This is a genomic window from Rhizobium sp. BK512, assembly GCF_014194915.1.
In the GTDB taxonomy this organism is placed as follows: domain Bacteria; phylum Pseudomonadota; class Alphaproteobacteria; order Rhizobiales; family Rhizobiaceae; genus Rhizobium.
The window spans coordinates 18,466-30,914 of sequence record NZ_JACIAS010000002.1 but is presented as its reverse complement, the minus strand read 5'-3'; the positions used below and the strand labels follow the sequence as shown (position 1 = coordinate 30,914).

Annotated in this window: 8 protein-coding genes; 1 reads left to right on the top strand and 7 read right to left on the bottom strand. The window is 61.8% G+C overall.

The window, feature by feature from the left end; translation table 11 throughout:
* Positions 1–10: 10 nt before the first annotated feature.
* The 3 genes from FHX06_RS05950 to FHX06_RS05940 all read right to left on the bottom strand — a co-directional run bounded on the left by FHX06_RS05950 (position 11) and on the right by FHX06_RS05940 (position 7,708).
* Complete coding sequence (locus FHX06_RS05950) at positions 11–5,320, bottom strand: DUF4082 domain-containing protein (RefSeq protein ID WP_183878444.1); 5,310 nt, start codon at positions 5,318–5,320, stop codon at positions 11–13.
* A gap of 495 nt (positions 5,321–5,815) precedes the next feature.
* Positions 5,816–6,973: an acyltransferase family protein gene (locus FHX06_RS05945; RefSeq protein ID WP_183878442.1), complete on the bottom strand. Its 1,158-nt coding sequence runs from the start codon at positions 6,971–6,973 to the stop codon at positions 5,816–5,818.
* A gap of 204 nt (positions 6,974–7,177) precedes the next feature.
* The gene (locus FHX06_RS05940; RefSeq protein WP_183878440.1) at positions 7,178–7,708 is read right to left on the bottom strand and encodes a dihydrofolate reductase family protein; all 531 of its coding nucleotides are present in this window, start codon (positions 7,706–7,708) and stop codon (positions 7,178–7,180) included.
* A gap of 403 nt (positions 7,709–8,111) precedes the next feature.
* Here FHX06_RS05940 and FHX06_RS05935 point away from each other — a divergent pair, with 403 nt between their 5' ends.
* Positions 8,112–9,791 (top strand): hypothetical protein, encoded by a 1,680-nt coding sequence (locus tag FHX06_RS05935; protein ID WP_183878438.1) that lies wholly within the window; start codon positions 8,112–8,114, stop codon positions 9,789–9,791.
* 53 nt (positions 9,792–9,844) lie between these two features.
* Here the strand turns inward: FHX06_RS05935 and FHX06_RS05930 are convergent, their stop codons facing one another.
* The 4 genes from FHX06_RS05930 to FHX06_RS05915 all read right to left on the bottom strand — a co-directional run bounded on the left by FHX06_RS05930 (position 9,845) and on the right by FHX06_RS05915 (position 12,264).
* A complete protein-coding gene (locus FHX06_RS05930; protein WP_018114917.1) occupies positions 9,845–10,075 on the bottom strand; it encodes a hypothetical protein in 231 nt (76 codons plus the stop codon).
* A gap of 331 nt (positions 10,076–10,406) precedes the next feature.
* A complete protein-coding gene (locus FHX06_RS05925; protein ID WP_183878437.1) occupies positions 10,407–10,925 on the bottom strand; it encodes a hypothetical protein in 519 nt (172 codons plus the stop codon).
* Positions 10,926–11,007: 82 nt separating this feature from the next.
* Positions 11,008–11,643, bottom strand: coding sequence for a HEAT repeat domain-containing protein (locus tag FHX06_RS05920; RefSeq protein ID WP_183878435.1), 636 nt, complete (start codon positions 11,641–11,643; stop codon positions 11,008–11,010).
* Between the two features lie 27 nt (positions 11,644–11,670).
* A complete protein-coding gene (locus FHX06_RS05915) occupies positions 11,671–12,264 on the bottom strand; it encodes a dienelactone hydrolase family protein (RefSeq protein WP_183878433.1) in 594 nt (197 codons plus the stop codon).
* Between the last annotated feature and the right edge of the window lie 185 nt (positions 12,265–12,449).

Sequence of the window (12,449 nt, the reverse complement as noted above, 5' to 3'; positions counted from 1 at the left end):
TGGAATTGCTTTAGGCCGCGAGTTGCGGTTTGAATCCCACATCCACATAGTAGTTCGTGCTGTTGTAGCTGCTGGTCGGGAACAGCCCGCCCGAGCCATAGGCATAGACGCCGTTATTGCCCGATGGCGCCTTCAAGTCGCCATTGGTCACGTCGCTGCCGAAGTAATTGCCGGTCGCCGAATAGTTGCCATTGGTCGAGTAGGAAACGACGTAGGTCGTATCCGCCTGGATGGCGATCTGCTGGGTGAGCTGCGCGGTCTGCCAGCCGCTCGCCGTCTCGTTGTTGAAGGTGACGCTGCCGAGCAGAGTGCCGGACGCCGTCCACAGGTAGCCATTGTGCGAGCCTGTATTGTCCGCACCCTTGTAGAAGCGGATGGAGGTGATCCAGCCGGCGGTATCGGCCTGGAATTTCATGCCGAGATTGACCGGCTGGTTGTCGTTGACGGAGACGACTGCGGGCGTCGCATTGGCGGCAAAGAGGTTCTGCTCCGGTCCTGCGGCCGGGTTGTTGACATTGAGCGCCACCTGCGCCGAGGACGTGCCGCCCTTGCCGTCCGATATCGCGTAGTTGAAGCTTGCCGGCCCCGTGTAACCTGCCGTCGGCGTGAAGGTCACCGTCTGGGCCTGGGCATTCCAGCTGACCGAGCCGTTGACCGCACCGCTGACGCCGGTGATCGTGAGCGCATCGCCATCGGCATCGCTGTCGTTTGCAAGCAGCGCCGTGGCCTGGATGGTGACGGGCGTGCCGGTGCTGGTGGTGAAGCCGCTGTCATTGGCGGCAACCGGCACCGTGTTCTGCGCACCCTGCTTGTAGAGCACATCCACCCAGTAGTTGGTGGCATTGTAGGAAGAGGTCGGGAACAGGCTGCCGCTGCCATAGGCATAGACGCCGTTGCCGCCGCTGACCGAACTTGCCGGCGCCGTCAGCGCCCCGCTCGTATGATCCGTCGTGAAGTAGTTTGCGGTCGCCGAATAGAAGCCGTTGGAATGGTAGCTCGCCACATAGGTCGTGCCGGCCGTGACATTGATCGGCTGCGAGAAGGAAACCGTCTGCCAGCCGCTCGCCGTCTCGTTGATGAAGCTTGCCTGGGCGAGAAGCTGGCCGCTCGCCGTCCAGAGCGAGGCGACATGCGTGCCGGTATCCTGGGCGCTCTTGTAATAGGTGAGCCCTGTGATCTGGCCATTGGCCGAGGCGATGAACTTGACGCCGAGCTCGACCGAGTTGGGATCGTTGGCGGCGGTGACACCCGACGTATCGGCGCCGGTAAACAGGCTCGTCGTCCCGCTGTCGGGCTGCGAATTGACCGTGAGGTTGACCGTGGCGGAAGACGTGCCGCCATGCGCGTCCGAGATCGAATAGGTGAAGCTTGCGACGCCGGTATAACCCGAGTTTGGCGTGAAGGTGACGCTGTTCGTCTGGCTGTTGAAGATGACCGTGCCGTTCACCCCGCCGCTGGCGCCGGTGATCGAGAGCGGATCGCCATCGGCGTCGGTGTCGTTGGCAAGCAGGCTTGCCGCGGCAATCGACAGCGCGGTGTTGGAATAGGTCGTATAGCCATTGTCGTTAGCGGCGACCGGCGCCGAATTTGATGTCGACTGGTTGAAGACGACGTCCACCCAGTAGTTCGAGGACTGGTAGCTCGATGTCGGGAATGTCGTGCCCGATCCGTAGGAATAGACGCCGTTGGCGCCCGCAAGGCCCGTCAGCGCGCCATTCGTATGGGCGGTGCTGAAATAGCCCGATGTCGCCACATAGCTGCCGGTCGTGTGGTAGGAAGCGACATAGGTCGTGCCTGCCGTGATCTGCAGCGGGCTGGAGAAGGTCGCGGTCTGCCAGCCGGAGGCCGATCCATCCCCAAAGGTCACCGTCGCAAGCAGCGTGCCGTTCGCCGACCAGATCGAGCCGGTATGCGGCCCGGTATCGCCGGATGCCTTGTAGAAGCGGATGCCCGTGATCGTGCCGCTTGCCGAGGCCGAGAACTTCATGCCGAGTTCCAGCGCCGAGTTTTCCTGGATGCTGCCGCCGGTCGGCCCCTCATTGGCGGTAAACAGGCTCTGGCCGGCCGGGCCCGGGTCGACCGTGAGACTGACATTGGCCTGGTCCGTGCCGCCGCGCCCGTCCGACAGCGTATAGGTGAAGCTTGCCGGGCCGGCATAATTGGCAGCCGGCGTGAAGGTGATGGTGCCGGCCTGCTTGTTGAGGGTGACCGTGCCGTTGAGTGCATTGCCGACGGCGCTGATCGTCAGCGCATCGCCATTGGCATCGGTATCGTTTGCCAGAAGCGTGGCGATCGAGATCGTCAGCGTGCTGTTGCGCGAAATCGTCAGGCCGCTGTCGTCGCCGGCAACCGGCACGCTGTTCGGCCCGGCATCGAAGACCACGTCCACCCAGTAGTTGGACCCGCCGGGGCTGAGGCCCGGGAACGTGCCGGCATTGTCGCTATAGGCATAGACGCCACCGCCATCGACAACCTTCAGCGAGCCGCTGGCATAGGTGCTGCCGCTGCCGAAATAATTGTCGGTGACGGAGTAGAAGCCGTTGCTGTGATAGGAGGCGACATAGGTCGTGCCCGCCGCGATCTGGACGGGCGAGGAGAACATCACCGTCTGCCAGCCGGAGAGCGATTCATTCGTCGATACGCCTGTTGCCAGCAGCGTCCCGTCGCTGGACCAGAGGCTGACGACATGATCGCCGATATTGTAGAAGCCCTTGTAGAAGCGGATGCCCTGCACGGAACCGGCGGACGTCGCCTGGAAGCGCAGGCCGAGCTCGACCGGATCGCGGTCGATTGCGACTTCGGTCGCCGGCTTTTCCGAAAGCGTCCAAAGGCCCTGCGTGGTCGGCAGCTTGACCGTGACCTGCTTGCCGGCCGACGGCGCCTCCAGATTGACGCTGTCGTCGACCGCGCGCGACATGATCGTATAGGTGCCGCTTGCCTGGACGACCCAGTTGAAGCTCCAGCTCTCGCGGCCGGTCGCCTTGAACCAGTGCTGGCCGCCATCGGTGGAGACTTCCACGCCGGCAATGATGCCGCCGCCGAAATCCTGCGCCGTGCCTGTGATCGTCACGTGCTGGCCTTCGAGGAAGGAGGCACCGACGATCGGCGACGAGATCGTCGAGGTCGGCTTCAGCGTGTCGGTCGATTGGGTCGCGAGGATCAGGCTCGCATCGAGCGTGGTCGGCTGGATGCCCATGTCGGCAAACATGTTGACCATCGCCTGCTGCACGTTGCGGTCGGTCGAGGTCGCCGGACCCTGGTGATTGTCGCTGAGGCCCCAGGACCAGAAGACGGTGCCGGCGCCGAAGACCAGCGCGCCGCTTGCCGCCCGGTACATGGTGAGGCTGTGGGTGGCGACGGCCGAACCGACCGTTGCACCGTAATCGCGCAGATAGGTTTCCACCGAGATCGACGAGAGCGACAGGTTGATGAGGCCATCCGGCCGGAAGCCGTTCTCGACATCGGAATCCCACTCGTAGCCGAGCAGGTTCTGCACCAGATTGTAGGTATCGCCCTCGTTGATCTGGGAGACATCCGTATTGCGCCAGAAGCGCAGCTTCGAATAGTCGTACGGGATGGAGATCGTATCCTGGCGGTAGCTGTCCACCTGGAACATCGTGCCCGTCAGCGAGTTTTCCGGCTCCTGCCCCGGATCGGCATAGCGCGGATCGCGCCAGGTGCCGGTGCCGACATTGCTTGGATCCGAACTCGTGCCCCAGGTCTCCTTGTAGCAGACCATGGTGCGGTAGGCCTGGCCGCTGCCGTCGATGCTGCTTTCCCAGCGAACCTTCCAGTAGCACTCGTTGCCGCTCCAGAAGGCGAGGTTCACACCCGCATCGCGGGCGGCCTCGACATTGGCGCGCTGTTCGGCAGACCAGTATTCGTCATGGCCGACGGAGAGATAGGCATCGTGGTTCAGCAGCAGCGCGCCGTTGCGCGTCGCATCGACGCCGGAGATATAGGAGACGTCATAGCCGTTCTGCTCCAGCCATGAGATGGCCGAGGATTCGACGCCGAAAATGTAATCGTGGCTGCCGCCGATCGGGCTCGTGTTGGTGATGATCGGGCGGTTGTAGCTGACGGCCGAGGCGCGGCCGATTGCGGTCAGGCCGCAGCTGCAGTTCGGCGGCAGGTAGCCGATCATGTCGGCGGGATCGACAGGCACTTCGCCGTAGTAGAGGCTGGCGCCGCCCCAGGCATTATAGGCCTGCCATGTCGTATCCGAGGTCTGGAAGACGATATTGCTGGTCGAGGCATCGTCGCGCACGACGAAGGGAATGATGCTCGCATCCTCGACGCCGTCCTCGCGCACCAGCTTGGCGAAATAGACGCCCGAGACGAAATCGGTAGGGATCTGCCAGCTGGCCGACACCGACCAGTTGCCGCAATCGATGAGGCCGAGCGACATGTCGACGATCGGATGCGGCTGGATCTGCGCCGTGGTCAGCTGCTGCTCGATCGAGTCGACCTTGCGCGCGCCGGCTCCGCCGTAATAGCCCATGCGGTAGATATCGATGCGGTAATGGGTGGAATCCGTCGCGATCTTGAAATCGACCGTTCCGCCGATATTGGTGCTGATTTCGGTGGCAAAGCCCTGGATGGTGCCGTTGCCGTCACCCTCGATGCCCCATTCGCTGATGGGGTTGCCCTGCTTCATGTTCTCGAGCGCGATCTTGTTGAGCGTCGGAGCAGCGGCAGCCGCCGGCGCAGGGGCTGCGAGCGCCGCCGAGCCTACGGGGGTCTCGGCCGAAACGCTCTCGCTCGGCTGCACCGAGATGGAGGCTATCGAGGTCTGAAGCTGTATCGACCTCGCGCCGGAACCGGCGGCAGGATCGGTCGGAGACGTGGTCGGAGCTGACGCGCCGGCATCGCCGGTAACGCCCGTCAACACGGGCGCCAGCGGCAGCGTCGCGGCCTCCTGGTACGGGTCCGGGCCGAGCACGGTGCGCTCTGTCGTCGTGGTTGTCGTCTGCAGCGCCGGAAGGAGCGACGCGGTCTTGTTCGACGTGTCCTGCGCGCCGCCATCGCCTGAAGGCGCTGATATTGCGCTCGGCGGTATCGAGGCCGTCTGCACGCCGCCCAAGGAGATCGACGCAGAAGGCTGCGTGATACTGCCTGTGAAGGAGGACGGGACGACGGCGCCGCCCGGATCGGTAAAGCTGCCCTGATTGGCAAAACTTAGGGAACCATCGGTACTCGTTGATGATACGACAGTCGCGGTTCCCAGCACTGCGCTCCAGGCTGACGGTACACGACAGATACTCAACGCTCCACCATATATGCTCAGGTACTCAAGACTACTAACCCGAATTCTCCGCATATGCGGCGTCCCCTTTCCCGTCCACCAGCCTCCTGGACCTGCCCCTCAACCGGCCCCACGAAGCAGTATTTCAAGACACCCATTCTGGCAGTTTTCGCGCGGGACCGTACGACAGCAATCAGGGGTATGCGGGTGGTGCCTCCCTACGTCCATATGATGATGCTTGCGCATGCTCGCGGGGCTTGGCGACGGGTCTGCCGCGCGCTGGACGGGTTCGGAAAAGGTATTGCAGGGGCAACGGGATGGCGGTGGGGACCGGGAGACAGGGCCCTTCATTTTCCGAGGTGCCGTGCAGCCCCCTCATCCGGCCCTTCGGGCCACCTTCTCCCCGCCGGGGAGAAGGGACAGCGTCGTGGCCACCCGCTTCCTGTCAAAGCCCCTATTCGTTACATGAGACCGCGCCGCTTGCTCCCTCTTCTCCCCGGCGGGGAGAAGGTGGCCCGAAGGGCCGGATGAGGGGGCCACGGCCACCAACGTCTCCGCCCCTGGCCGCCGCTACCGCCCCACCCCTTCCACGGCTGCCACCGGCGCCATCACCGCCCGGCCCTCCCCGGTCGCCCTGCCCGTCAGCGCAAAGCGCCGCAGCGACAGCACGGGCTTCTCGACGACGTGCCAGGAAACGGCAGCGACGCAGAGCACGATACCAATTGTCACCGCCGTCAGCATGACGACGCCGGGGATCGTGCCGACGAAGAAAGACGGCGCCAGGAAGATCGAAAGCTGTATGAACGGCACGTGGTAGAGATAGACGCCGTAGGAATAATCGCCGCGCCCGAGAATCTTCGGCAACGGCAGCCGCGACAGGCCGGCATAGATGGTGATGTAGGTGAGAACCGGGATCAGGATCAGGCGGTTTGCGACGCTTTCCGTGGCCCGCGTATCGAGCACGATCATCGCGATCAGCGCGACCGCGACGGAGATCGAGAAGAGCGCCCTGCTCATCGGTATCCGGCCCCTGAACTGGTAGGCGAGCACGCCACACAGGAAAGCCGTGATCAACTGGGCGCCGCGAATGACGAACAATGTATGGAGGCCGTATCCAACCCCTGGCCTGACCGGCACAAAATGCTCGATCGCAAGACCGGCGATGAGGAAAGCGGCAAGCAGCAGGAACGTTGCCGTCTGTCGTCGCACCACACCCGTTATCATCATGAATGCCATGATGATGTAACAAGTAATCTCCCAGGGAATGGTCCAGAGCGCGCCATTGACCTGCTGAATGGGATTGCTGGTGAAGACGCCGGGCAACTGCAACTGCACCATGCCGATGATGTTCATCAGATAGGCCAGGAAACCCGCATCGGTGAAGTATTCGCCAAGCGGCAGCGTGGTGACGGCCGGGCCGATAATGAAGGCGCAGATCAGGATATCGACCGCGAGAGCAGGAACGATACGCAGAGCGCGATTGAGCAGGAAATTCGCCAGATCGAGCCGCTGGGCGCTCGCCGTGATCAGAAACCCGCTGAGCGCAAAGAACATCGGCACGAGGCTATATTCGAAAAACCACAGAACCGGGCCGTGCGCAGTTCCATAATAGCCGTCTGCCGTGAGCACATGATAGAAGACGATGGTGAGCGCCAGCGCAAGACGCAGGAAATTGAAACCCGGCGCAATACCGTGATAGCTCGCCAGCACCTCGCCAAAGCTCTTCATCACCCCTCCGCAAAGCAGCCCCACACATCCCTCAGCCCGCCGAATGAAGCGCAACTACGCAGGTGGAAGGAATATTTGCGGATGCATCCTACATCCGAATTTTTCAACGAAGAGTTAGCGAGCTGTGCGCGAAAACACAGCTTGTGCGGTATATTTTTGGGACAGACGGGTGCATGCATCTGGACGTATCAGCCGCCCCAACCCTCAAGCCGGAACATAGGTCAGCCTGATCACGTCCTCGTCCATGCGATCGCTGGCCACGAGGCGCAGCCGTGGCCGCGGCGCGGCGAAGAATGGTGTGCCGTGGCCGAGCACGACGGGATGGAAATAGAGCTGGTACTCATCGATGAGACCAAGCTCGGTCAGGCTTCGCGCCAGCTCCGATCCGCCAATGCCGATCTCCCCGGCAAGCCTGTCCTTCAGCCCGCCGATGACCGTTTCGAGCCCCTCGCCGACAAGCGTGGCATTGGGGCCGACCGACTTCAGCGAGCGCGACACGACCCATTTCTGCCGACCCCGCCACGCCGCCGCGAAATCGCGTGCCGCCGCGTCCCACTCGGGGTGGTCCTCGTCCCAATAGCGCATGATCTCGTACATGCGGCGGCCGTAGACGATGGCGGCAGCACCCCGCACGCTCTCGATGAAGTGACGGAAGAGCACCGGACCGGGCGCAAACGCCTGATGATCGATGTATCCGTCCAGTGACACGTTCTTTCCGAAAACAAGCTTGGCCATGTCCTCTCCCTCCTTCGGAGCGCCGCGCGAACGCGGATCTGATTGCGTCATGCAATCAGTTACAGGATAGCCTCACCGGTTTTAAATCGCAATCGGTTTCCGGGATCCGGATGGGCCGGCGACTGCTGGTCGACGCCTCATCGGCAGGAAGATCTGTTCGCGCAGCTGACGGATAGCTGTGAGAGCGGGAATCGGGCAGTCATTTGCCTTGCGTTGCTTCGGTCGTAAATATTAATTCCAGATATAGAAATTCCACCCGAGGTATAATAACGTATAAATCACAGCCATAAAGAACACATGATATATTGGTTCGGTTTCGACAAGAAATTCAATGGAATACATTCGATCTTTCATTGCGGACTGGTTTGGAACCTGGCAACATTTCTTCGCCTTATGGGGATGGTTGCCTGCGATTTTGATTGCCGGCCTGATTTCGGGCCTGCTCGACGCCAAACAAGGCGCCAGGCTCGGACAGTTTGTCGGCATACCCCTTATCATGTGGGCGATCGTCGCCCTGACGCATGTAATTTACGCGCTGATATTGCAGTATATCTGGCCGCCTATAGAGGCCCGCCTCGGACCGCTCGTTCAAACGCCGTATGGAGCACTCTACGAGATCCTGGGGCCGGCAACCGGATTTTTTCTCCTGTCCTGCCCATTCGTCGTGCTCGTCTTGCTGCCGGGCGGCGACGGCAGGCTTCTCCGGGTGCTGAGAGTTGTCTTCGGAACATGGGCTGTGGTTGCGGGCTGCATCGGATTTTATCTCGCCGCCAACGGATTGCGTAACAATCTGGCGACGGCCTTCATCTATGGCGGCGCCATGCTGGGCCTGACGAGCTTCGACATATCGAAGCTGAACACGATGGCGACGCGCTATTCCTCCGAAACCCTGCTGCGCGGCTTCAAGATCCGCCGCATCGAGCGCGCCTGGGTCAAGGACCGGACTGTCGTCGTCCGTTTCGGTCTTTTCCTCGCCATCATCGCCCTCTTCTGGTTCGGGGTCGTTTTGAGCGAGGCGGTGCTCACCACCTTCTATTCCGCCGCGATCAGCGGTCTTCTGACGATCATCGGCTTTGCAGCCCTGGTCTTCACCTTCATCTACGAAGCCATCCCGACCATGCGGCTGAGGCGCGAGGTGGCGGCGGACACGCGCTCCGTGCAGCAGGCGGCAACCATCGCCGTCGTTGCATCGATCTTCGGCCTGATCCTGACGAAAGGCGAGCTGGCCTTGGGCGCTCCGAACCCTGACATGATGGGCTCGATCCGCGCCGGGCTTTTCGTCTGCGCCTTCGGCGGCCTCGTCCTGGCAACGGAGACCGTCATGATGCTGTTCAGGCTTGTGGCGACGGTGCTCGCCGACCTCGGCAATGCCAATGCCCCTGCTACCGTCATCTTCGATGAATCGCGCACCCCTGACGTCGACAGCGCGACATCGGAGACAGCGACCGGACTGTCCGAGCTGCGCAATTGCCTTGAGGACCGTGGCTGCAACGTCATTCCGCTGGCGGATGCTCCCTGGGAGAGCCTGGCCGGTACCCGTCGCCTCATCCTGGTGATCCCGAGAGTGAACCAGATGCTGGGCAATGCTCTTTTCCAGGGCTACGCGCGGGTCATCGAAGACGGCAATATCCTGCTGATGCTGACCGACCCGCAGGACTGGGAACACAAGCGCGCCTTTGCGCAGCATTTCGGCTTTTCAGAACCTCAACTCGTCCAGGGCGAGAACTGGCTGCCGGTGCGATGCGCCGAGGCGGATGGCTCTGCAGGACGGTCCATCGGCGCCGTTCCGACGCCGCTGATCTTCCCGCAGGATGCTGGCGAGATTTCCCTCTTTGAACTGGCGTCGGGGGAGCCGGATGCCAACGGCCTGATCACGACCCAGTCCGTCGCCGTGGCGCGGCGGCTCGGAAATGGCTGGGTGGTCATCGCGTCTTCCGTGCCGGCCTTCCAGAATGCTCAGCTGCAGCAGAGCCGTGACTTCCGCCTCGTGCATGCGTTATTCGACCAGTTGATGCAACTCCTGCCCGAGACCCGGCCTTCGACCCTTGCGCCCCGGCGCCTGACGCCGAGGCTGGTGCATTGATGTCAGCGACCCGGCGACCGAAGAATTTGCTGCACATTCCTGCGCGACATGCCCTAGGTATCGGCAAGCCTGAGTTCGATAAGCTCACGCGCCAGCTCGTAGGTTCCGTCCTCGTCGTCGCCGGAGGCCTCGTCGATCATGTCGGCGGCGGCGCGGTAGACTTCGCGCTCTTCCTCGGGAGAAAGCAGGCCCTTGTTGCCAAGCACGGAGATGAGTGAATTCAGGACGGCGGCGGCCGATAGTGTCATTGCCTCGGACGTGAGACGCGTGGACTCTGCAGACATTTTACCCTCGATCGATAGAAGAACGCCTAAACAATACGTTGGGCCTTCAACAAGTTCCAAGTCGAGGTTACAGATCCGGCCCACCGCGGTATCGGGTTGATCTTATCGCGACAATAATGTCTGCACCACCCCCGAGGATTGCAAGAATTGGGCTAATCCGTCTAGGTAGATTTTATCTTGTGGATGTCATCATTTCGGCGATCCTGCCGGGGAGTTTTACCGCCATGCAACTTGGTTGACCCACACTGGCACAGCAACTGATAGTAGATTTAGAATCCGCTTACGCTGTTCTTGTTCGGGGGCGTTCGCTCTCCCTCTCCGGTGACATGCCTCACACTCCATCCTGACCGGGCAGCCCGCCATCCAGCCGCTTGGCAAACGCCTCGAAGCGCTTGTCATACGCTCCGAACGCGCCCTCCCCATCGAAAATACCCCAGTATTTCCGGAATGATGGCTTCTCGATCTGCCGCCTGAGAAACGTCTCCCAGCCCGGCCAGAAATGCTCTGCTATCTCGGGCGTCTTGTGCCGTTCCAGATAGGCGCGCTCGAAGATCGAGATCATCATTTCGTAGAAAATGTCCCGCCTGACGAGGTCGTCGGGCGAGAGGTCGGCGGGTTCTTCCTGCCAGGGGAAGATGCCGAGATGGGGGTATTCGACGGAGAGTTCGAGCAGCTGGTGATAGGCATCGCTGATCGTCAGGTAGGAGCTGTTGAACTCCTGCTCCTTCGCTCTCACATGCTCGCGCCGCGCCTTGATGAGCTCGACGACGCCGGCGACGATCGCGACGAAGGTGCCGACCGCCGTCAGCAGCGAGATGAGATCGGCATAGTCGAGCAGCGCATTTTGCATGGGCGCAGGCTACAGCTTCAAGTCGGCAGGTCAATCGGGACGGGCCGAAGGCCGTGAAGGCCGGGGATTGTAGGCAGCCTCGTCATTCGAACTTGCCGCCCGCAATCCACTCATAGGTCCTGGCAAGAATGGATCTTTTCTCTGCGGCCGGCGCAATGGTTGCGCTGAGCATCAGCTGCTCTTGCCCATGTCTGGCAATGACGGGATCTGCATCCTTGCTGAGCGCGAAAATCGCCGCCCGCGCTTCGGGCGTGTCGATCGCCCCGAGCGCATAGGCGGCCTTTCGTGCGAGGACGCGGTTCTCATCCCACTCCAGATAGCTGGGCACCCATCGGGTGGCCCAGTCCAGATCTTCGACTGCGCGAGGCGCTTTCAATGCCGCAAGCGCAAGAACGATGTCCTCGTGCCTGTGGTGCCAGTCTTGCCGCAGCAGCGTGAGAAGTACATCCACGCTTTCGTCGTTAAAACCGTAGACATGACCGACCAGCAGGGCGGGTTCCACATATTCGGGAACTCTTGAGACAAGCGCCTCGACCATCAACGTATTTGCGAGAATTCGCCCATCGCTTGCCTCGCGAAACTCCCTCAGAAATGCGTCCTTCTTGCTCCGCTGCTCTGCGGGCTCGTCGGGCAGAAGTCGAAAAAACTCCCAAATCTGCTCGCACTCTTCATCCGTCATAACTAACTCGTTGTTCAAAATGAGAATTTGAAATTGCAAAGCGCCCCAAGCCGGGAGATTTTCGGGCTATCGGCCCGTGTCAACGCGGTTCAGAAACGCACGCACCCTGATCGTCAGCAGCCGGGTCGCATCCGCGTCATAGGAGGGCAGCGAGCTGTCGGCGAAATAGTGCTGGTCGCCGGGATAGAGGAAAAGCTCGGCGTCATCAGCCTCCTCCACGATCTCGCGGGCGGCATCGATATCGCCCTCGCCGACGAAGACCGGGTCGTTATCCATGCCGTGGATCTGCACCGGAACGCTGGCCGGCCAGGGTCCGAAGGCCCACTCCCCGCTGATCGGCAGGCAGGAGTAGAAAAGCAGGGCTCCCCGCGCGCCCGGCCGCGTCTGCGCGAGCTTCTGCGCCGGCAGGACCCCGAACGAGAACCCGGCATAGACGATCCCCGAAGGCAGCTCGTCGGCAAGGCGGACGCCGCGCTCCCGCATGGCGTCGAACCCGGTTGCACCGATATGGGCAAGACCCTCGGCAATACTCGGAAAGGTGCGTCCTTCGAAGAGATCGGGCGTATGCACCTTGTGACCGGCAGACCTGATGTCATCGGCAAAGGCGCGCACGCCGGCGGTCAGCCCCTGTGCGTGGTGGAACAGCAAGACCTCGGCCATTGAGAAACTCCGGGTGGGATGATCTGGCGCACGTTCGGCCACTCTACAGGCTCATCACCGCGCCGGGAAGTGCGGACGCTTTATCGAAGGACCGTCCGGGGCCTCAATGACGAGGTCTTGTACAGGCTTATTCGCCCGGCAGCCTTTCAGGTTGCAACTGAATTGCCTCAGCTCCTGATTGCAAA

Excerpts from the sequence above, each read along its gene's own strand:
- FHX06_RS05950 (WP_183878444.1), bottom strand. The coding sequence starts at position 5,320 with ATGCGGAGAATTCGGGTTAGTAGTCTTGAGTACCTGAGCATATATGGT.
- FHX06_RS05945 (WP_183878442.1), bottom strand. The coding sequence starts at position 6,973 with ATGAAGAGCTTTGGCGAGGTGCTGGCGAGCTATCACGGTATTGCGCCG.
- FHX06_RS05940 (WP_183878440.1), bottom strand. The coding sequence starts at position 7,708 with ATGGCCAAGCTTGTTTTCGGAAAGAACGTGTCACTGGACGGATACATC.
- FHX06_RS05930 (WP_018114917.1), bottom strand. The coding sequence starts at position 10,075 with ATGTCTGCAGAGTCCACGCGTCTCACGTCCGAGGCAATGACACTATCG.
- FHX06_RS05925 (WP_183878437.1), bottom strand. The coding sequence starts at position 10,925 with ATGCAAAATGCGCTGCTCGACTATGCCGATCTCATCTCGCTGCTGACG.
- FHX06_RS05915 (WP_183878433.1), bottom strand. The coding sequence starts at position 12,264 with ATGGCCGAGGTCTTGCTGTTCCACCACGCACAGGGGCTGACCGCCGGC.